This is a genomic window from Streptomyces sp. NPDC060184 (genome assembly GCF_042728795.1).
GTDB lineage: Bacteria > Actinomycetota > Actinomycetes > Streptomycetales > Streptomycetaceae > Streptomyces.
Genome location: NZ_JBHWYX010000021.1, coordinates 1 through 20513, shown reverse-complemented (window position 1 = coordinate 20513; position 20513 = coordinate 1). Strand labels below are relative to the sequence as shown.

Below are 20513 nucleotides of genomic sequence, written 5' to 3'. Positions count from 1 at the left end.
AACCCCGGGCCGCCCCCCGGGCCCCGGGCCGGCCGAACCCCGGGCCGCCCCCGGGCCCCGGGCCGCCCCGCCCCGTACGGAAGGACCCGCCGCCCGCGGCCCGTACGGCGGCGGGAGGTAGCGTGCCCGGATGACCGACGCACCGTATCCGCTCACCGCCGACCGGTTCCTGCGCCCGGCCGTCGCCTCCGACGCCCCCGCGCTCGCCGGAGCGCTGCTGCGCAGCCGTACGACCATGGCCCCCTTCGAACCCGTGCGCCCCGAGGCCTTCTACACCGCCGAGGGCCAGGCCCAGCGCCTCGCCGGCCACCTCGCCGCCGGGGGCCGCGCCTGGGTCGCCGTCGACGGGGCGGACCGCGCGGTCGGCTCCTTCACCCTCTCCGGGATCGTGCACGGCGCCTTCTGCAGCGCGGTCTTCGGCTACTGGGTCGACGTGGAGCAGACCGGCAAGGGCATCGCGACCGCCGCGGTCGGCCGGATCTGCGAGATCGCCCGGGACGACCTCGGGCTGCACCGGGTCGAGGCCGGGACCCTGCTGTACAACCACGCCTCCCAGCGGGTGCTCACCAAGAACGGCTTCGAGGAGTTCGGCGTGGCCCCCAAGTTCCTCCACATCGACGGGGAATGGCGCGACCACCGGCTCTTCCAGCGCCTCCTGCACGACGACCCGCCGACACTCTGACCCGAGGCCGGTCCGCGATCCACCGACGCTCCGGCCCGAGGCCGGTCCGCGCCGCCGCCGGACGCCCGGAGCCCCGGCGGCGGTACGTTCCCGGGCGCCGACCTCGTCCGACCGGGTCCCGGTACGCGATCGGGGCGCCCCGCCTGATGCGCACCGGCCCCCCGTCGCGTACGGTTGACGGCTGCCCAACGCACGTCAGAAAGGGGCCTCGGTGGCCGCGCAGGATGCCGCTGTCGATTCTCTGCGGGACCGGGAAATCGGTGTCGAACAGGATCATCTGGACCGGGTCTACGACCGCCTCGAAGAGAAGATCGACGAGGCTCAATTCCTCATGCACGACGCCGTCAAGCGAGGCCAGGTCGGTACCCCCGGCGCCCTCGCCGAACGGGACGCCCAGGTCTTCCGGGCGGGCATTCACCTCAACCGGCTGCACAGCGAGTTCGAGGACTTCCTCTTCGGCCGCGTCGACCTGCTCCTCGGCAAGGACGGCGAGCGCGGACCGGACGGCGCCTTCACCTCGGTCGAGCCCGCCGACGAGGCCGTACGCCCGGACGACACGGCGGACATCGCCGAGACGCTGCACATCGGGCGGATCGGGGTGCTCGCCGCCGACTACGCGCCGCTGGTGATCGACTGGCGGGCCCCGGCCGCCGCGCCGTTCTACCGCTCCACGCCCAAGGATCCCGGGCGCGTCGTGCGCCGCCGCGTCATCCGCTCCCGGGGCCGCCGGGTCCTCGGCGTCGAGGACGACCTGATGCGCCCCGAGCTGACGGCGTACCTGGACGGCGAGAAGCTGCCCGTCATCGGCGACGGCGCCCTGATGGCCGCGCTGGGCCAGGCACGCAGCCACACCATGCGGGACATCGTCTCGTCCATCCAGGCCGAGCAGGACCTCGTCATCCGCGCCCCCGCCGCCTCCGTCACCGAGGTCACCGGCGGCCCCGGCACCGGCAAGACCGCCGTGGCCCTGCACCGCGCCGCGTACCTCCTCTACCAGGACCGGCGGCGGTACGCGGGCGGCATCCTGATCGTCTCGCCGACCCCGCTGCTCGTCGCCTACACCGAGGGCGTGCTGCCCTCCCTCGGCGAGGAGGGGCAGGTCGCCATCCGCGCGGTCGGCTCCCTCTCCGACGAGGCGGCCGGCGTCGCGGGCGCCACCACCTACGACGAGCCCGCGGTGGCCCGCATCAAGGGCTCCTCCCGGATGCTCCAGGTGCTCCGCAAGGCCTCGCGCGGCGCCCTCGACCAGCCCGCGCCCCGCACCGCGCCCCGCGAGGACGGCCAGCTCTCCTTCGGCGACGGCGACGGCGGCGCGGGCGAGGCCGCGCCCGCCGCGCCGGCCGGCGCGCGGGCCGCGACCCCCACCCGACTGCGGGTCGTCGCCTTCGGCGCCCGCGTCGAGCTGGAGGCCGACGAACTCCAGCGCATCCGCCACAACGCGCTGGGCGGCTCCGCCCCCGTCAACCTGCTGCGCCCGCGCGCCCGCAAGCTGCTGCTCGACGCGCTCTGGAACAAGTCCTCCGGCCGGGGCCGCTACACCGACCCCGAACTCGCCGCCGAGCTCCGCTCCTCCTTCGACGACGACGTCTCCACCGAGACGCCGTTCCTCGAATTCCTGGACGCCTGGTGGCCCGAGCTCACCCCGCGCGGGGTGCTCGCCGCGATGGCCGACGAGAAGCGGCTCGCCCGCTGGTCGCGCCGCGTCCTCAACCAGGGCGAGGTGCGCCGCCTCTCGCGCTCCCTCAAGCGCCTGGGCGCCGACGGCCAGGGCCCCCTCTCCGTGCACGACGTGGCGCTCCTGGACGAGCTCCAGGCCCTGCTCGGCGCCCCGGCCCGGCCCCGCAAGAAGCGCGACCTGGACCCGCTCGACCAGCTCTCCGGCCTGGAGGAGCTGATGCCGCAGCGCGAGGAGACCCGCCGCGAGCGGGCCGAACGCCTGGCGGAGGAGCGCACCGAGTACGCGCACGTCATCGTCGACGAGGCGCAGGACCTGACGCCCATGCAGTGGCGGATGGTCGGGCGCCGGGGCCGGCACGCCACGTGGACCATCGTCGGGGACCCGGCGCAGTCCTCCTGGTCCGACCCGGACGAGGCCGCCGCCGCGCGGGACGAGGCGCTCGGCAACCGCCCCCGCCGCCGCTTCACGCTCACGGTGAACTACCGCAACCCGGCGGAGATCGCCGAGCTGGCGTCGAAGGTGCTGGCCCTCGCCATGCCGGGCATGGAGTCGCCGTCCGCCGTCCGTTCCACGGGGATCGAGCCGCGCTTCGCGACCGTGGGCGACCAGGAGCTCGCCGACCGCGTCCGCGAGGAGGCGCGCCGTCTGCTGGACCAGGTCGACGGGACCGTCGGTGTGGTCGTGGCGATGAACCGCCGCGTCGAGGCCCGCGCGTGGCTGGCCGAGCTGGGGGAGCGCGTGGTGGCGCTCGGCAGCCTGGAGGCCAAGGGCCTGGAGTACGACGCCACGGTGGTGGTCTCCCCGGCGGAGATCGCCGACGAGTCCCCCGCCGGACTGCGCGTGCTGTACGTGGCCCTCACCCGGGCGACGCAGCAGTTGACGGTGATCTCGGCCGCCGCGGACCTGCCCGACGAGGACGGGGTGCCGGACCTGCTGCGGGACTGACGGGCCGGGCGCCGCAGGGGTTCCGGGGCTTTCGCGGGGAGCCCCGGCGGCCCTCGTGCGGCGCTCCGGACACCCCTGGCAGGACGAACCGCGAGAGTCAACCCGCTGCGGGGGAATCACTTCTCACGGGTGTTTGTTAGCCTGGTGTCGGCACCGGCTCGATCCAAGCCCCCGGGCCCAACCTTCGTCGCTACGAGCGACCTCTTGCCGCGAGGCGAGCATGGCGGGTCGGTGCCGCTCACGCAGAAGACAGGTCCGCGTCACCTCACGGTGGCGCGGGCCTGTTCTGCTTGTGGGGCCCGCTCCGCGCCTTCGGGCCCGTCGCCTCTCGCATCTCGGAAGTGATCTTTCGTACTGCGGCAGTGGTTACCGGCTACCCGCCAGTAGGTGCGACGATCGTGGGCGCGTGCGGGGCTCGTCCCCGCCGCGGAAGCAATGAAGCTCAGGAAAGCGAAGGACACGGCCATGGCAACGGCGCCCAGCGTCTCGTACTCGATGACGGTCCGGCTGGAGGTGCCCGCGAGCGGCACCGCGGTCTCTCAGCTCACCACGGCCGTGGAGTCCTCCGGCGGCTCGGTGACCGGCCTCGACGTGACCGCGTCCGGCCACGAGAAGCTGCGGATCGACGTCACGATCGCGGCCTCCTCCACCGCGCACGCCGAGGAGATCGTGGAGGGCCTGCGCGCCATCGACGGCGTCCTGCTCGGCAAGGTCTCCGACCGTACGTTCCTGATGCACCTCGGCGGCAAGATCGAGATGGCGTCCAAGCACCCCATCCGCAACCGCGACGACCTCTCGATGATCTACACCCCGGGCGTGGCCCGCGTCTGCATGGCGATCGCCGAGAACCCCGAGGACGCCCGCCGCCTGACCATCAAGCGCAACTCCGTCGCCGTCGTCACCGACGGTTCCGCCGTCCTCGGCCTCGGCAACATCGGCCCGAAGGCCGCGCTCCCGGTCATGGAGGGCAAGGCCGCCCTCTTCAAGCGCTTCGCCGGCATCGACGCCTGGCCGATCTGCCTGGACACCCAGGACTCCGACGCCATCGTCGAGATCGTCAAGGCCATCGCCCCCGGCTTCGCGGGCATCAACCTGGAGGACATCTCCGCGCCGCGCTGCTTCGAGATCGAGGCCCGGCTGCGCGAGGCACTCGACATCCCCGTCTTCCACGACGACCAGCACGGCACCGCCATCGTCGTGCTCGCCTCCCTCACCAACGCGCTCCGCGTGGTCGGCAAGGGGATCGGTGACGTACGGGTCGTCATGTCCGGCGCCGGAGCGGCCGGTACGGCCATCCTGAAGCTCCTGATCGCCGCGGGCGTCAAGCACGCGGTCGTCGCCGACATCCACGGCGTGGTGCACGCGGGCCGCGAGGACCTGGTCGCCGCGCAGCCCGACTCGCCGCTGCGCTGGATCGCCGACAACACCAACCCGGAGGGCGTCACCGGCACCCTCAAGGAGGCCGTCGTCGGCGCGGACGTCTTCATCGGCGTCTCGGCCCCCAACGTCCTCGACGGCGACGACGTGGCCGCCATGGCGGACGGCGCGATCGTCTTCGCGCTCGCCAACCCGGACCCCGAGGTGGACCCGACGGTCGCCCGCGAGACCGCGGCGGTCGTGGCCACCGGCCGCTCCGACTTCCCGAACCAGATCAACAACGTGCTGGTCTTCCCGGGCGTCTTCCGCGGCCTGCTCGACGCCCAGTCGCGCACCGTCAACACCGAGATGATGCTCGCCGCCGCCGGGGCCCTCGCCGACGTCGTCGCCGAGGACGAGCTGAACGCGAACTACATCATCCCGTCCGTCTTCAACGACAAGGTCGCCGGGGCCGTCGCCGGAGCCGTGCGCGCCGCCGCCAAGGCCGCCGGAGCCGCCGAGGCCGCCCCCGCCGCGCAGCTCTGAGCTTCCCGCGCGCGGCGCCCCGGCCCGGGCTCCGCGCGCGGTGCCGGGCTTCTCCCGGTACGCGCCGTACGGCGCGTCGCGGGTCGCGGTGCCCCAAACGCGCCTTTAGGGTTGCGGGCAGCGGGTACACGGTCGATCATCGCCCGGGCCCGGCATCCGCTGCGCACCGCTCCAGGAAGTCGACGGAACGTGACCATCGACGGACCGTGACGCTTTCCGTGTGACACCGGAGGGTTCCGGATTGGCTTTCCCGCCGCAGGTGGGGGCAGGATGCGTAATCGGGCGCGAGGGTCTGACATCAGACCCGGGTCCGGGGACTGTCAGAGGGCCCTGGCAGCATCGGCTTCGATCTCACGCCTCACAGGCAAGAAGAACACGGGAGTAACAACATGAACCGCAGTGAGCTGGTGGCCGCCCTGGCCGACCGTGCCGAGGTGACCCGCAAGGACGCCGACGCCGTGCTGGCCGCGCTCGCCGAGACCGTCGGTGAGATCGTCGCCAAGGGCGACGAGAAGGTCACCATCCCCGGCTTCCTGACCTTCGAGCGCACCCACCGTGCCGCTCGCACCGCTCGTAACCCGCAGACCGGCGACCCGATCAACATCCCGGCCGGCTACAGCGTGAAGGTCTCCGCGGGCTCCAAGCTCAAGGAAGCCGCCAAGGGCAAGTAAGTCCCCAGGCGCGTCGGAGGGCGGTCACCCGGACCAGGGTGGCCGCCCTTCGGCATATGCCCCCAGCCTGCTCACGTGAGCAGGCCGGAGCAGCCGCCCACGCCCGCCCGTACGGGCCTGCGGGCCCTTTCCGGGACCCGGAAGGCAGTCAAGGGCTCCCGCGGCGCCACAGCGGCTGCCTGGGGCGTTCCTGGCGGCCCGTGCGTGTGTATGAGCCACGTATGCGGGAAAGCCCGCCGCCCCGGTCCCGTCGGAACGGGGGCCGGGGCGGCGGGCTCGTGCGTGTACGACGGACGTACGGCGGGTCAGACCAGCGAACCGCCGGGCAGTTCGACCTTGGCGCCGAGCTTTTCGAGCTTCTCCATGAAGTTCTCGTAACCCCGGTTGATCAGGTCGATGCCGTGGACCCGCGAGGTGCCCTCGGCCGCCAGTGCCGCGATCAGGTACGAGAAGCCGCCGCGCAGGTCGGGGATGACCAGATCCGCGCCCTGGAGCTTCGTCGGGCCGGAGACGACGGCGGAGTGCAGGAAGTTGCGCTGGCCGAAGCGGCAGTCGGAACCGCCCAGGCACTCGCGGTAGAGCTGGATGTGCGCACCCATCTGGTTGAGCGCCGAGGTGAAGCCGAGCCGGGACTCGTACACCGTCTCGTGGACGATGGAGAGGCCGGTCGCCTGCGTCAGCGCCACCACCAGCGGCTGCTGCCAGTCGGTCTGGAAGCCCGGGTGGACGTCCGTCTCCAGCGCGATGGCCTTCAGCGGGCCGCCCGGGTGCCAGAAGCGGATGCCCTCGTCGTCGATCTCGAAGGCCCCGCCGACCCGGCGGAAGGTGTTGAGGAAGGTCATCATCGAACGCTGCTGGGCGCCGCGCACGTAGATGTTGCCCCCGGTCGCGAGCGCCGCCGACGCCCAGGAAGCCGCCTCCAGACGGTCCGGGATCGCCCGGTGCGTGTACCCGTCGAGCTTGTCGACACCGGTGATCCGGATGGTCCGGTCGGTGTCCATGGAGATGATCGCGCCCATCTTCTGCAGCACGCAGATGAGGTCCTCGATCTCCGGTTCCACGGCCGCGTTGGACAGCTCGGTGACGCCCTCGGCGAGCACCGCCGTCAGCAGCACCTGCTCGGTGGAGCCCACCGACGGGTACGGCAGCCGGATCTTCGTACCGCGCAGCCGCTGCGGGGCCTCCAGGTACTGCCCGTCCGCCCGCTTCTCGATCGTCGCGCCGAAGCGGCGCAGCACGTCGAAGTGGAAGTCGATGGGCCGGCCGCCGATGTCGCAGCCGCCGAGCCCGGGGATGAAGGCGTGGCCGAGGCGGTGGAGCAGCGGACCGCAGAAGAGGATCGGGATGCGGGACGAACCCGCGTGGGCGTCGATGTCGGCGACGTTGGCGCTCTCGACGTGCGTCGGGTCCAGGACCAGCTCGCCCGGTTCGTCACCCGGGCGCACCGTCACGCCGTGCAGCTGCAGCAGACCCCGGACGACCCGCACGTCACGGATGTCGGGGACGTTGCGCAGCCTGCTGGGACCGCTGCCGAGCAGAGCGGCGACCATTGCCTTGGGCACCAGGTTCTTGGCGCCTCGGACGCGGATCTCGCCCTCCAGCGGGGTGCCGCCGTGGACAAGCAGGACATCGTCTGTGCCGGTCATGAATCTCGCGTTCCGGAGTGGTCGGGCAGGGGGCCGAAGAAAAGGGTAATGGCCTCCTACCCCCCGCCCGGCAGGCGATGCGGCGTGTACGGGCGCAAGGAATTCGTCGTGCCACGCTCCGCAGGCCGGACCTCGCGCAGCGTCACCGCTCCGGAGCCTTCCGGACGTGCGCGCTCCCCCGTGCCTCCGCGCGCCCGGCCGTGCCGCCCGGCCCTGGCGCGGCCCCGGCCACTTGGCCCCCGCGCGGGCCCGGGATGCGGGATCATCTCCCCATGACCGAGGTGTCCTCCCTCACAGGCCGGCTGCTGGTGGCCACGCCCGCCCTCACGGACCCGAACTTCGACCGTGCGGTGGTGCTCCTCCTCGACCACGACGAGGAGGGCTCGCTCGGCGTGATCCTCAACCGCCCCACCCCCGTGGAGGTCGGCGACATCCTCGAACCCTGGGCCGGACTCTCGGGCGCGCCCGACGTCGTCTTCCAGGGCGGACCGGTCTCGCTGGACTCCGCGCTCGGGGTGGCCGTGATCCCCGGCGACGAGGGCCCGCTCGGCTGGCGCCGGGTGCACGGCGCGATCGGCCTGGTCGACCTGGAAACCCCGCCGCAACTCCTCGCGGCGGCCCTCGGCTCGCTGCGGATCTTCGCCGGATACGCGGGCTGGGGTCCGGGCCAGCTGGAGGCCGAGCTCGATGACGGTGCCTGGTACGTGGTCGATTCGGAGCCCGGCGACGTGGCCTCCCCGCAGCCGGAGAAGCTCTGGCGCGCCGTCCTGCGGCGCCAGCGCAGCGAACTCGCCATGATCGCCACCTATCCCGACGACCCTTCGCTGAACTGACGGCCGCGCTCTTCAGTACCCTTGGCGCTCATGAGCACTCTTGAGCCCGAGCGCGGGGCAGGTACGGGGACCCTCGTAGAGCCGACACCGCAGGTGTCGAACGGCGACGGCGACCACGAGCGCTACGCCCATTACGTCCAGAAGGATAAGATCATGGCGAGCGCCCTGGAGGGCACGCCCGTGGTCGCGCTGTGCGGGAAGGTCTGGGTGCCGGGGCGCGACCCCAAGAAGTACCCGGTCTGCCCGATGTGCAAGGAGATCTACGAGTCCATGGGCGCAGGCGGCGACAAGGACAAGGGCGGCAAGGACAAGAAGTAGTCCGGCGGCCTCCGGAGCCTGTTGCGCCGGAGGCTCCGTACGCCACCGGATCCCCGTGGTGCGCGCGGCGCGCACCACGGGGATCCGCTGTGCCCGGCGGCCGTCTCCGCGCCCGTGCCGCACCCTTCGGGCCCCTCTCTCCTGGTCCGGACCAATGGTTCCGTTTCCGGCCGGTGTGCTGGAGGATGCGCCCCATGCACACGGACACGGACACGTTCTCCCCGGCGGGCGCGGACGCGCCCGCCGACACGGTCACGGCCCTCGGCCTCGTACCGGCGCCCCGCCGCGCCCGGACAACCGGTGACGCCCCCTTCGTCCTGGACGCGGCCACCACCCTCACCGCCGGGCCCGGCACCGGGTCGGCCGGACGCTGGCTGCGGTCCACCCTCGGCGCGGCCTTCGGCGTCCCGCTCGCCCCTGGCACGGGCGGCGGCCCCGGCACGATAGGGCTGGTCACCGACCCGGCGCTGGAGCCCGAGGCGTACCGGCTGACCGCCGGGGCGGCGACCGGCGTGACGATCACGGGCGGCAGCCCCGCCGGGCTCCTCCACGGCGCCCAGACGCTCCGCCAGCTCCTCGGACCCGGGGCGTTCCGCCGCGCCCCCGTCGCCCCCGGCGCGCGGCCCGCCGTCCCGGCCGTCGAGATCGAGGACGCCCCGCGCTTCGCCTGGCGCGGCTTCATGCTCGACGTGGCCCGCCACTTCACGCCCAAGGACGACGTGCTGCGCCACCTCGACCTGCTGGCCGCGCACAAGCTCAACGTCTTCCACTTCCACCTCACCGACGACCAGGGCTGGCGCGTCGAGATCAAGCGCTACCCGCGTCTCACCGAGCGCGGCGCCTGGCGCTCCCGTACGAAGTACGGCCACCGCTCCTCCGAGCTCTGGGACGAGACCCCGCACGGCGGCTTCTACACCCAGGACGACATCCGCGAGATCGTCGCCTACGCCGCCGAGCGGCACATCCGGGTCGTCCCCGAGATCGAGATGCCCGGCCACTCGCAGGCCGCCATCGCCGCCTACCCGGAGCTCGGCAACACCGACGTCACCGACACCGCCGCCCTCACGCCCTGGGACCGCTGGGGCGTCAGCACCCACGTGCTGGCCCCCACCGAGGCCGTCCTGCGGTTCTACGAGGGCGTGTTCGAGGAGATCCTGGAGCTCTTCCCCGCCGAGGTCTCGCCCTTCGTGCACGTCGGCGGCGACGAGTGCCCCAAGGACGAGTGGAAGGCGTCCCCCGCCGCGCAGGCCCGGATCGCGGAGCTCGGCGTCGGCGACGAGGACGGCCTCCAGTCCTGGTTCATCCGCCACTTCGACCGCTGGCTCACCGCCCGGGGCCGCCGGCTCATCGGATGGGACGAGATCCTGGAGGGCGGCCTCGCCGAGGGCGCGGCCGTCTCCTCCTGGCGCGGGTACGCGGGCGGCGTCGCCGCCGCCGAGGCCGGGCACGACGTGGTGATGTGCCCGGTGCAGCAGGTCTACCTCGACTACCGCCAGGACGGCGGCCCCGACGAACCGATCCCCATCGGCTGGGTCCGCAGCCTGGAAGACGTCTACCGCTTCGAGCCGGTGCCGCCGGGCCTCTCCGAGGAGGCCGCCCGGCACGTCCTCGGCACCCAGGGCAACGCCTGGACCGAGGTCATGCACAACCGTGCCCGCGTCGACTACCAGGTCTACCCGCGCCTCGCCGCCCTCGCCGAGGTCGCCTGGGCCGAGCTGCCCGCCCCCGCCGCCCGCGACTTCGCCGGATTCACCGCCCGTATGGACACGCACTACGCCCGTCTGGACGCCCTGGGCGTCGGCTACCGCCCGCCGGGCGGCCCACTGCCGTGGCAGCGCCGCCCCGGAATCGGCGGCCACCCGCTCGAAGGCGCACCCCCGGTCGTGTGATTCCGCCCGCCCCCGATTCCGCCCCCGGTCCGGCGGAATCCGGGGGCGGGCCGGCCGCCCGGGAGCGCCCGGGGGCCGATTCCGGGCCGGTGCGGGCCGGGCGCGAGTTGGCCGAAACTTTGCGTTCGGCCCGGAGCCGGCGGACCGGCCCCGACCGCCCCGCACCGCGTGCCGTCAGGGACGAACCGCTCTCCGCGGCCCCCGGCCCGGCCGTCCGCGACGCGCCGAGGAGTGGCCATTCACACCCCGTACCGAAGTAGTACGAACCAGGATTTTCGGTCCGTTCGGTGACGGATACAACCTTCGTGGACCCTCGCGCCGGACCTGCCGGAAGATGTGCCAGAGTTGCCACGTCCGGGCTGTGAGCACGTACCGTACGGCGGAACGGGCCGGAGGGCCTGGACACCGGGAAGGGGCAGCTGGGTTGACCACGCACGCACCGCAGGCGACGCAGTCGGTGACAATGCCTGCATCGATCGACGAGGCTGTGGCGGCTCTCGGCGCCATGCCCGCCGCGGTTCCGGTGGCCGGCGGCACGGACCTCATGGCGGCCGTCAACCAGGGGCTGCTGCGCCCCTCCGGACTCGTCGGACTCGGCCGGATCAGCGAGCTGCGTGGCTGGAACTACCAGGACGGCCACGCCCTGCTCGGCGCCGGCCTCACCCACGCCCGCATGGGCCGTCCCGACTTCGCCGCGCTGATCCCCGCCCTCGCCGCCTCCGCGCGCGCCGCGGGCCCGCCCCAGATCCGCAACGCCGGAACCCTCGGCGGCAACATCGCGAGCGCCGCGCCGAGCGGCGACACCCTGCCCGTGCTGGCCGCGCTGGAGGCCGAGCTGGTCATCGCGGGCCCCGGCGGACGCCGCCGCGAGATGCCGGTCTCCTATCTGCTCGCCGGGCGCGAACTGCTCGAACCCGCCGAACTGATCGCCTTCGTCCGGGTGCCGCTGCTGCACGCCCCGCAGGTGTTCCTCAAGGCCACCGGCCGCACCGGACCCGGCCGCGCCATGGCGTCCGTCGCGATCGTGCTCGACCCGGCCCGCCGCGGGGTGCGGTGCGCGGTCGGCGCCATCGCGCCGATGCCGCTGCGCCCGCTGGAGGCCGAGCAGTGGATCGCCTCGCTGATCGACTGGGACGGGGCGCGCGGCCTGGCCCCCGACGCCCTCGCCGCCTTCGGCGAGTACGTCGCCGCGGCCTGCATCCCGGACCAGGTACCGTCGGCCGAAGGGGAGGCGCCACCACCGCTGCCACCCGCCGTTCTGCACCTGCGGCGCACCGTCGCCGCGCTGGCCCGACGCGCGCTGGGGAGGGCACTGTCGTGAGCAACGAGGAAAACCCCCAACAGCACGGACAGCAGGGGGAGTGCGACCCCGAGCCGCGCTACGGGTCCTGGCAGCCGACGCGTCAGAGCGGCGAGTACGACGCCGACGCGACGGCCTTCGTCCACCTGCCGCCGGAGGACCTGGCCGACGCCCCGCTGGCCGCCCCCGGCCACGGTTACGTACCGCCGATGATCCTGCCGCTGACGCCCGCCGCCGGACACGACCCGGCCGCCGGGGGCGGCTGGAACGCACGGCCGCAGCCGGCCCACCCGGACGGGCAGCACCCGCAGGAGGACGGCTCGGGCACGCCCGGCGCGGTGCACTGGCCGGACCCGAACCAGCAGAGCCCGTACGCCCCGTACGAGCAGACGCACGCCACCGGGCACCACACCGCGCAGTGGAACTTCACCGACGGCGCGGACGGCACGGACGGGACCGGCGCCTCGGCCTACGGGGTGCCCTACGGCGGCGCGTCCTCCGGCGCGGTGTCCTCCGGGTACGACACGGCCCCGGTCCACGAGGGGTACCCGCCGTACACCGCGCCCGGGGGCTACGAGCAGTCCTACGAGGGCGAGCACGGCGGCCAGGACCCGTACGGCACCGCCGGCCACACCGGCCACGCAGACCACACCGGGCACACGGACCACACCGGGCACACGGATCTCTCCGGCCACGCGGACCACACCGGGCACACGGATCTCTCCGGGCACGGCGACCCCGTCGGGCACACCGGGCAGTGGACGATCCCGGTCGCGGACGGCGAACTACCCGACGAGTCGGGGGAGTTCGCCGCCTCCCCGGCGCTGACGCAGTGGTACACCGGTGCCACCCCGCCCGCCACGCTCCCGGGCGGTGCGCCCGCGCCCTGGGCGACCCAGGAGTTCGCCGTACCCGGACAGGAGCCGGAGCCCGCACCGGAACCGGTGCCGGAGCGGCGTCAGGAGCCGCAGCCGAAGCCGGAGTTCGAGCCGGAGTTCGAGCCGGAACCCGTCCAGGCGGACGCGGACGCGGAACCGGCCGTCGGCACGGAGCCCGGCCCCGTCGCCGAACTGCCCGACGCGCAGCCGGTGGACGCGGCGGAGGACTCCGTACCGGACGCCGTCGAGGACCCCGTACCGGACGCCGCCGAGGCGCCCGCGACGACGGCCGGGGACGTGTCCGCCCCCGCGCCGGAGGCGGCAGCCGCAGCCGGAGAGCCCGAGGCGCCGGAGGCCCTGGACGCGCCGGGAACCCAGGACGCACCGGAGGTCCCGGACGAGCCGGAGGCCGACCCGCTCCCGGCCCCGGCCGATGGTGAAGTCCTGTCCCCGGCAGCGGAGTTCGCACCCGAGGGGTTCGCGCCCGACGAGTTCGCCGCCGAGGGTGCCCTGCCCGCGCCGGAGGCCGCACCGCAGGCCAGCGAGCACCCGAGCACCTCGTACGTCCTGCACGTCAACGGCGTCGACCGCCCGGTCGCCGATGCCTGGATCGGCGAGTCGCTGCTCTACGTGCTCCGCGAGCGGCTCGGCCTGGCCGGCGCCAAGGACGGCTGCTCGCAGGGCGAGTGCGGTGCCTGCAACGTCCAGGTCGACGGCCGTCTCGTCGCCTCCTGCCTCGTCCCGGCTGCCACCACCGCCGGCAGCGAGGTCCGGACGGTCGAAGGGCTCGCCGTCGACGGGGAACCCTCCGACGTGCAGCGCGCGCTCGCGCGGTGCGGAGCCGTCCAGTGCGGTTTCTGCATCCCCGGCATGGCCATGACCGTCCACGATCTGCTGGAGGGCAACCACGCCCCCAGCGAGCTCCAGACGCGCCAGGCGCTCTGCGGCAACCTCTGCCGCTGTTCCGGCTACCGGGGCGTGCTCGACGCCGTACGCGAGGTCGTGGCGTCCCGCGCCGCGAGCGCCGAGGCGGCCACCGGTGCCCCGGAAACCGCCGAGGCGCGCATCCCGCACCAGGCGGCACCCGGCGCCGGCGGCGTCCAGGCCCCGCCGCACCAGGGAGACGCGCGGTGAGCCCCGCCGCCCCCGCCCCGTCCTTCCGTACCGGCCTCCGCGCGGCGCACCGGCGTCACCGCGACGCCGGCCCTCAGGTCACCGTCACCGGCACCCCCAGCCGCCGCCGCGGCGGAGCGAACGACAAGGAGGCGGCGTGACCAGCGACGCGGCCACCGCGGCCCACGCGACCAGCACCACCCTGCCCCGGACCGACGGCGCGTCCGGCGCCCCCGGCCCCGAGGCACCCGCGCACGGCATCGGCGCCTCGCTGCCGCACGCCGACGTCCGGGCGAAGACCGAGGGCACCTTCCCGTACGCCGCCGACCTCTGGGCGGAGGGCCTGCTCTGGGCGGCCGTGCTCAGATCGCCGCACCCGCACGCGCGGATCGTGTCCGTGGACACCACGGCCGCCGCCGAGATGCCCGGCGTACGCGCGGTCGTCACCCACCAGGACATCCCCGGCGAGGCCCTTTACGGCCGTCGTGTCGTGGACCGCCCGGTCTTCGCCTCCGACCTGGTGCGCCACCACGGCGAGGCGATCGCCGCCGTCGCCGCCGACCACCCGGACACCGCGCGGCTGGCCGCCGCCGCCATCGCCGTCGAGTACGAGGTCCTGGAGCCGGTCACCGACCCGGAGAAGGCGTTCGAGGCCGAACCGCTCCACCCCGACGGCAACCTCGTCCGCCACATCCCGCTCCGCTACGGAGACCCGGAGGCCACCGGCGAGGTCGTCGTGGACGGCCTCTACCGCATCGGTCGCCAGGACCCGGCGCCCGTCGGCGCCGAGGCCGGGCTCGCCGTGCCCCGGCCGGACGGCGGCGTCGAGCTGTACACCGCTTCCACCGACCCGCACACCGACCGCGACCTCGCCGCCGCCTGCTTCGGCCTGGAACCGGACCGGGTACGGGTCGTGGTGACCGGCGTCCCCGGGGCGACCGGCGACCGCGAGGACCCCGGCTTCCAGATCCCGCTCGGCCTGCTCGCCCTGCGCACCGGCTGCCCGGTGAAGCTCGCCGCCACCCGCGAGGAGTCCTTCCTCGGCCACCCCCACCGCCACCCGACCCTGCTGCGCTACCGCCACCACGCGGACGCCGAAGGCCGGCTGGTGAAGGTGGAGGCCCAGATCCTGCTGGACGCGGGGGCGTACGCCGACGCGTCCTCCGAATCCCTCGCGGCGGCCGTCGCGTTCGCCTGCGGACCGTACGTCGTCCCGCACGCCTTCATCGAGGGCTGGGCCGTCCGCACCAACAACCCGCCCTCCGGACACGTCCGGGGCGAGGGCGCGATGCAGGTGTGCGCCGCCTACGAGGGCCAGATGGACAAGCTGGCCGCCAAGCTGGGCATCGAACCCGCCGAGATCCGGGCCCGCAACGCCCTGTCCACCGGCGACATCCTGCCGACCGGCCAGACCGTCACCTGCCCGGCCCCGGTGGCCGAACTCCTCGAAGCCGTACGGAACTTCCCGCTGCCCGCGCTGCCCAAGGACACGCCCGAGGAGGAGTGGCTGCTGCCCGGCGGCCCGGAGGGCGCCGGCGAGCCCGGAGCCGTACGCCGGGGCGTCGGATACGCGCTGGGCATGGTCCACATGCTGGGGGCGGAGGGCACCGACGAGGTCTCGACCGCCACCGTCCGCGTCCACGACGGCGTCGCCACCGTGCTCTGCGCGGCGGTCGAGACCGGCCAGGGGTTCACCACCCTCGCCCGCCAGATCGTGCAGGAGACCCTCGGCGTCGAAGAGGTCCACGTCGCCTCCGTCGACACCGACCAGCCCCCGGCCGGACCGGCCACCCACGGCCGCCACACCTGGGTCTCCGGCGGGGCCGTGGAGCGTGCCGCGAAGATGGTCCGCACCCAGCTGCTCCAGCCGCTGGCCCACAAGTTCGGCATGTCCGTGGAGCTCCTCCAGATCGCCGACGGCAAGATCACCTCGTACGACGGGGTGCTCTCCACCACGGTCACCGAGGCGATGGACGGCAAGGAGCTCTGGGCGACCGCCCAGTGCCGCCCGCACCCCACCGAGCCGCTGGACGAATCCGGCCAGGGCGACGCCTTCGTCGGGCTCGCGTTCTGCGCGGTCCGCGCGGTCGTCGACGTCGACATCGAGCTCGGCGCGGTCCGGGTGGTCGAGATGGCCGTCGCCCAGGACGTCGGCCGGGTCCTCAACCCGGCCCAGCTCGCCGCGCGCATCGAGGCGGGCGTCACCCAGGGCATCGGCGCCGCGCTCACCGAGAACCTCCGTACCGCCAAGGGCCTGGTCCGCCACCCCGACCTCACCGGCTACGCGCTGCCGACGGCCCTGGACGCCCCGGACATCCGGATCGTGAAGCTGGTCGAGGAACGCGACGTGGTCGCCCCCTTCGGCGCCAAGCCCGTCTCGGCGGTGCCGGTGGTCACCTCCCCGGCGGCGGTGGCCGCCGCAGTACGCGCCGCGACCGGCCGCCCGATCAACCGGCTCCCGGTCCGGCCGCAGGCAGCGGTGGCGGCGGCGCCGAAGGGCTGAGCCCCGGGCCGGGCCGGTCCCGCGCTCCGGTCCGGGACCGGTCCTCCTCGACCGCCGCGGTCGCGCCCGGACCCGGCACCGGCGCCCCCCCCCGAACACGCGGAAGCGGCCGTCCCCGCACCATGGGGACGGCCGCCGCCGTTCGTTCCTACGACGCGAGCCCCGCGTTCTTCTTGAGGCCGTGACCGGATTCGAACCGGTGTAACTCGAGTTGCAGTCGAGCCCCTCAACCTCTCGGGCACACGGCCGAGGTGTGTGCCTCGGTGTCGTCATGACCGTACGGGCCCGGGGCGGCTCGGCTCAAGGGGTTCGACGGGCCCGCAACGCGACTGCCATACGCCGTTCACAGTGGCCCACCCGGCACCATCGGGCCCTCTCCGTGCCGGGGGTCCCGCCCGAGGGGGCGCGCCACCGTTCCGGCGGGCGCGCGGAAGCGGGAGTCCTACGACCAGCGGACCACCGCACCCCCTCCCCGCGACAGGGATCAACCGAGCGTTTGCCCCTTACCCTGGTGCGATGACCGCCCTGGACCCGCGCGACGCCGATGTCGCACCCGCCGCCCCGCCCGCCGACGACATATCCGCCGACGCCTTGGCCACCGGCGCGCGGACCAAGGGGGCCGGGGACGCCGGAGCGGCCGGGGACCGTGCCGAGGGCGTGCTCGGGCGGACCTACCGCGCCCTGAGCATCGGGATCGTCTCCGTCGTGCTGCTGATCGCCTTCGAGGCGACCGCCGTGGGCACCGCGATGCCGGTGGCCGCGCGCGAGCTGCACGGGGTCCCGCTGTACGCGTTCGCCTTCTCCGCGTACTTCACCACCAGCCTCTTCGCCATGGTGTTCTCCGGGCAGTGGGCCGACCGCAGCGGGCCGCTCGGCCCTCTCGCCGCCGGGATCAGCGCCTTCGCCGCCGGACTGCTGCTCTCCGGCGGCGCGACCGGGATGTGGATGTTCATCGCCGGGCGGGCCGTCCAGGGGCTCGGCGGGGGACTGGTGATCGTCGCCCTGTACGTCGTCGTCGGCCGCGCCTACCCGGAGCGCCTGCGCCCCGCGATCATGGCCGCCTTCGCCGCGAGCTGGGTGATCCCCTCCGTGGTCGGGCCGCTCGCCTCCGGCACCGTCACCGAGCACCTCGGCTGGCGCTGGGTCTTCACCGGCATCCCGGTCCTCATCGTCTTCCCGCTGGCGCTCGCGCTGCCCGCGATCCGGCGCAGGGCCTCCGGACCGGCGGACGAGGCCGAGGGCGCGCGCCCCTTCGACCGCCGGCGCATCCGGCTCGCCCTCGGCGTCTCGGTGGGCGCCGGGCTGCTCCAGTACGCCGGGCAGGAACTGGACTGGTTCGCAGCTCTGCCCGCCGTCGCCGGGGTCGCGCTGCTGGTCCCCGCCGTCCGGGGGCTGCTGCCCACCGGCACCGCGCGCGCCGCACGCGGGCTGCCCTCCGTGGTCCTGCTGCGCGGGGTCTCGGCCGGGTCGTTCATCGCCGCCGAGTCCTTCGTCCCGCTGATGCTGGTGACCCAGCGCGGGCTGAGCCCGACGATGGCCGGGCTGTCGCTCGCGGCGGGCGGCGGCACCTGGGCGCTCGGCTCGTTCATCCAGTCCCGGCCCCGGCTGGAGCCGCACCGGGAGCGGCTGATGTTCGTCGGCATGCTCATGGTGACCGTGGCGATCCTGGCCGCGCCCTCCGTGCTGATCCACTCCGTGCCCGCCTGGACCGTGGCGGTCGCCTGGGCGGTCGGCTGTTTCGGCATGGGCATGGTGATCGCCTCGACCAGCGTGATGATGCTCAAGCTCTCCACCCCGCAGGAGGCGGGCGCCAACTCCGCCGCCCTCCAGATCTCCGACGGCCTCTCCAACGTCCTGCTCCTCGCGATCGGCGGCGCGGCCTTCGCGGCGCTCGGCGGCGGCGCGGTGGGCGCCGTCCACGACACCGTGGAGGCGGGCGCCTCGTCGGCCCACCCGGGGGCGTTCGCGGCGGTCTTCCTGCCCATGGCGGCGGTCGCCCTGGTGGGCGCCTGGGTGGCCACCCGGGTGCGGGCTCCGCGCGCCGTCTGAGGTCCGCGGGAAACCCACCTCCGCCCCGCCGTCCGAGGCCTGTGGGCGCATGCCTCCGCGCGCCGTCCGAGGTCCGGGAGGAACCCGCCGGGCCGGTTGTGAAGAGAGTCTCAACCGGCCCGAACCACCCCTCGTTCGTACGGGGTTCCGCCCGGCCCCCCGGTAAGGTGGCCCGGTTGTCGTATCGCGTACCGGGTGTCCCGGGCGGTACCGGCAGCGCCCCACGTACCCGAGAGACCCGAACCGGAGACCGTGACTACTACCGCCTCCCACCACCTCTCACCCGCCTTTCCCGGCCGCGCCCCCTGGGGCACCGCGGGCAAGCTGCGAGCCTGGCAGCAGGGCGCCATGGAGAGGTACGTCCAGGAGCAGCCGCGCGACTTCCTCGCGGTCGCCACCCCCGGCGCCGGAAAGACCACCTTCGCGCTGACCCTCGCCTCGTGGCTGCTCCACCACCACGTCGTGCAGCAGGTCACCGTCGTCGCGCCGACCGAGCACCTCAAGAAGCAGTGGGCGGAGGCCGCCGCACGGATAGGGATCAAGCTCGACCCGGAGTACAGCGCCGGGCCGCTGAGCCGCGAGTACGACGGCGTCGCCGTGACGTACGCCGGTGTCGGCGTACGCCCGATGCTGCACCGCAACCGGTGCGAGCAGCGCAAGACCCTCGTCATCCTCGACGAGATCCACCACGCCGGTGACTCGAAGTCCTGGGGCGAGGCCTGCCAGGAGGCGTTCGACCCCGCCACCCGGCGGCTCGCGCTCACCGGCACCCCGTTCCGCTCCGACACCAACCCGATCCCCTTCGTGACGTACGAAGAGGGCAACGACGGCATCCGGCGCTCCTCCGCCGACTACACCTACGGCTACGGCAACGCCCTCGCCGACGGCGTCGTCCGGCCCGTGATCTTCCTCAGCTACAGCGGCAACATGCGCTGGCGCACCAAGGCCGGCGACGAGATCGCCGCCCGTCTCGGCGAGCCGATGACCAAGGACGCCATCGGGCAGGCCTGGCGCACCGCCCTGTCGCCCACCGGCGACTGGATCCCCAACGTGCTCACCGCCGCCGACAAGCGGCTCACCGAGGTCCGCAAGGGCATCCCGGACGCCGGGGGCCTGGTCATCGCCACCGACCAGGAGTCGGCCCGCGCCTACGCCAAGATCCTCAAGTCCGTCACCGGCGAGAAGCCGACCGTGGTCCTCTCCGACGAGAAGGCCGCATCGAAGAACATCGACAAGTTCAGCGCGGACGACTCGCGCTGGATGGTCGCCGTCCGCATGGTGTCCGAGGGCGTCGACGTCCCCCGCCTGGCGGTCGGCGTCTACGCGACGACGATCTCGACCCCGCTCTTCTTCGCCCAGGCCGTCGGCCGTTTCGTACGGTCCCGCAGGCGCGGGGAGACCGCCTCCGTCTTCGTCCCCACCATCCCGATGCTGCTCGACTTCGCCAACGAGATGGAGGTCGAACGCGACCACGTCCTCGACAAGCCGAAGAAGGGCGGCGACGAGGAGAACCCCTTCGCGGAGGAGGACAAGCTCCTCGCCGACGCCGAACGGCTGGAGGACGAGGAGACCGAGGAGCAGCTGCCCTTCGAGGCGCTGGAGTCCGACGCCGTCTTCGACCGGGTGCTCTACGACGGTGCCGAGTTCGGCATGCAGGCCCACCCGGGCAGCGAGGAGGAGCAGGACTACCTCGGCATCCCCGGCCTCCTGGAACCCGACCAGGTGCAGCTGCTGCTCCAGCGGCGGCAGACCCGGCAGATCGCGCACAGCCGGGCGAAGCCCGCCGCCGAGGCCGACCTGCTGGAGAAGCCCGCCGAGGCCCGCCCGGTCGTCACCCACAAGCAGCTGCTCTCCCTGCGCAAGCAGCTCAACACGATGGTCTCCGCCTACACCCACCAGAGCGGCAAACCGCACGGTGTGATCCACACCGAGCTGCGCCGGGTCTGCGGCGGGCCGCCGAGCGCGGAGGCGACGGCGGGCCAGATCCAGGACCGGATCAAGAAGGTCCAGGAGTGGGCGACCCGGATGACGTGACCGTCCGGGAGCATCCCGTGTGACGGAGGCGTGCGGCCCGGTGCCCGGCGGAGGATGCCGCCGGGCACCGGG

At 73.9% G+C, this 20513-nt stretch carries 14 protein-coding genes and 1 tRNA gene; 13 read left to right on the top strand and 2 right to left on the bottom strand.

Annotation, left to right across the window (positions count from 1 at the left end; translation table 11 throughout):
• Positions 1–130 precede the first annotated feature (130 nt).
• From ACFWEE_RS16075 to ACFWEE_RS16060, 4 genes are all read left to right on the top strand, one after another.
• On the top strand, positions 131–682 hold the full coding sequence (locus ACFWEE_RS16075) for a GNAT family N-acetyltransferase (protein WP_386889575.1): 552 nt from the start codon (positions 131–133) through the stop codon (positions 680–682).
• Positions 683–893: 211 nt separating this feature from the next.
• Positions 894–3305: a HelD family protein gene (locus tag ACFWEE_RS16070; RefSeq protein WP_386889573.1), complete on the top strand. Its 2412-nt coding sequence runs from the start codon at positions 894–896 to the stop codon at positions 3303–3305.
• Positions 3306–3770: 465 nt separating this feature from the next.
• Positions 3771–5207: an NAD-dependent malic enzyme gene (locus tag ACFWEE_RS16065; RefSeq protein ID WP_386889571.1), complete on the top strand. Its 1437-nt coding sequence runs from the start codon at positions 3771–3773 to the stop codon at positions 5205–5207.
• Positions 5208–5596: 389 nt separating this feature from the next.
• A complete protein-coding gene (locus tag ACFWEE_RS16060) occupies positions 5597–5878 on the top strand; it encodes an HU family DNA-binding protein (RefSeq protein ID WP_003968811.1) in 282 nt (93 codons plus the stop codon).
• Between the two features lie 305 nt (positions 5879–6183).
• Here ACFWEE_RS16060 and murA read toward each other — a convergent pair whose 3' ends face one another.
• Positions 6184–7524: a UDP-N-acetylglucosamine 1-carboxyvinyltransferase gene (gene murA / locus ACFWEE_RS16055; RefSeq protein WP_327176051.1), complete on the bottom strand. Its 1341-nt coding sequence runs from the start codon at positions 7522–7524 to the stop codon at positions 6184–6186.
• Positions 7525–7796: 272 nt separating this feature from the next.
• On the opposite strand from murA, the gene ACFWEE_RS16050 reads away from it, so the two are divergent.
• The 7 genes from ACFWEE_RS16050 to ACFWEE_RS16020 all read left to right on the top strand — a co-directional run bounded on the left by ACFWEE_RS16050 (position 7797) and on the right by ACFWEE_RS16020 (position 16358).
• Positions 7797–8357 (top strand): YqgE/AlgH family protein, encoded by a 561-nt coding sequence (locus tag ACFWEE_RS16050; protein ID WP_386889569.1) that lies wholly within the window; start codon positions 7797–7799, stop codon positions 8355–8357.
• A gap of 30 nt (positions 8358–8387) precedes the next feature.
• The gene (locus ACFWEE_RS16045) at positions 8388–8675 is read left to right on the top strand and encodes a DUF3039 domain-containing protein (protein ID WP_026250415.1); all 288 of its coding nucleotides are present in this window, start codon (positions 8388–8390) and stop codon (positions 8673–8675) included.
• A 194-nt stretch (positions 8676–8869) separates the two neighbouring features.
• Entirely contained in the window at positions 8870–10564 is a 1695-nt protein-coding gene (locus ACFWEE_RS16040; protein WP_386889567.1) for a beta-N-acetylhexosaminidase, read from the top strand.
• 424 nt (positions 10565–10988) lie between these two features.
• Complete coding sequence (locus tag ACFWEE_RS16035) at positions 10989–11885, top strand: FAD binding domain-containing protein (RefSeq protein ID WP_386889566.1); 897 nt, start codon at positions 10989–10991, stop codon at positions 11883–11885.
• Positions 11882–13876: a 2Fe-2S iron-sulfur cluster-binding protein gene (locus ACFWEE_RS16030; protein ID WP_386889565.1), complete on the top strand. Its 1995-nt coding sequence runs from the start codon at positions 11882–11884 to the stop codon at positions 13874–13876. The genes ACFWEE_RS16035 and ACFWEE_RS16030 overlap by 4 nt, the downstream gene beginning before the upstream one ends.
• A complete protein-coding gene (locus ACFWEE_RS16025) occupies positions 13873–14016 on the top strand; it encodes a hypothetical protein (RefSeq protein ID WP_386889563.1) in 144 nt (47 codons plus the stop codon). Before ACFWEE_RS16030 ends, ACFWEE_RS16025 begins: the two co-directional genes overlap by 4 nt.
• Positions 14013–16358 (top strand): xanthine dehydrogenase family protein molybdopterin-binding subunit, encoded by a 2346-nt coding sequence (locus ACFWEE_RS16020; RefSeq protein ID WP_386889561.1) that lies wholly within the window; start codon positions 14013–14015, stop codon positions 16356–16358. The genes ACFWEE_RS16025 and ACFWEE_RS16020 overlap by 4 nt, the downstream gene beginning before the upstream one ends.
• 176 nt (positions 16359–16534) lie before the next feature.
• Here the strand turns inward: ACFWEE_RS16020 and ACFWEE_RS16015 are convergent.
• Positions 16535–16606: transfer RNA gene (locus tag ACFWEE_RS16015), tRNA-Cys, on the bottom strand.
• Positions 16607–16874: 268 nt separating this feature from the next.
• On the opposite strand from ACFWEE_RS16015, the gene ACFWEE_RS16010 reads away from it, so the two are divergent.
• Complete coding sequence (locus ACFWEE_RS16010) at positions 16875–18407, top strand: MFS transporter (RefSeq protein ID WP_386889559.1); 1533 nt, start codon at positions 16875–16877, stop codon at positions 18405–18407.
• Between the two features lie 252 nt (positions 18408–18659).
• Positions 18660–20441 (top strand): DEAD/DEAH box helicase, encoded by a 1782-nt coding sequence (locus ACFWEE_RS16005; RefSeq protein ID WP_386889557.1) that lies wholly within the window; start codon positions 18660–18662, stop codon positions 20439–20441.
• The last annotated feature ends 72 nt before the right edge of the window (positions 20442–20513 follow it).

Excerpts from the sequence above, each read along its gene's own strand:
- ACFWEE_RS16065 (WP_386889571.1), top strand. The coding sequence starts at position 3,771 with ATGGCAACGGCGCCCAGCGTCTCGTACTCGATGACGGTCCGGCTGGAG.
- ACFWEE_RS16010 (WP_386889559.1), top strand. The coding sequence starts at position 16,875 with ATGACCGCCCTGGACCCGCGCGACGCCGATGTCGCACCCGCCGCCCCG.
- ACFWEE_RS16060 (WP_003968811.1), top strand. The coding sequence starts at position 5,597 with ATGAACCGCAGTGAGCTGGTGGCCGCCCTGGCCGACCGTGCCGAGGTG.
- ACFWEE_RS16045 (WP_026250415.1), top strand. The coding sequence starts at position 8,388 with ATGAGCACTCTTGAGCCCGAGCGCGGGGCAGGTACGGGGACCCTCGTA.
- ACFWEE_RS16075 (WP_386889575.1), top strand. The coding sequence starts at position 131 with ATGACCGACGCACCGTATCCGCTCACCGCCGACCGGTTCCTGCGCCCG.
- ACFWEE_RS16040 (WP_386889567.1), top strand. The coding sequence starts at position 8,870 with ATGCACACGGACACGGACACGTTCTCCCCGGCGGGCGCGGACGCGCCC.
- ACFWEE_RS16050 (WP_386889569.1), top strand. The coding sequence starts at position 7,797 with ATGACCGAGGTGTCCTCCCTCACAGGCCGGCTGCTGGTGGCCACGCCC.
- murA (WP_327176051.1), bottom strand. The coding sequence starts at position 7,524 with ATGACCGGCACAGACGATGTCCTGCTTGTCCACGGCGGCACCCCGCTG.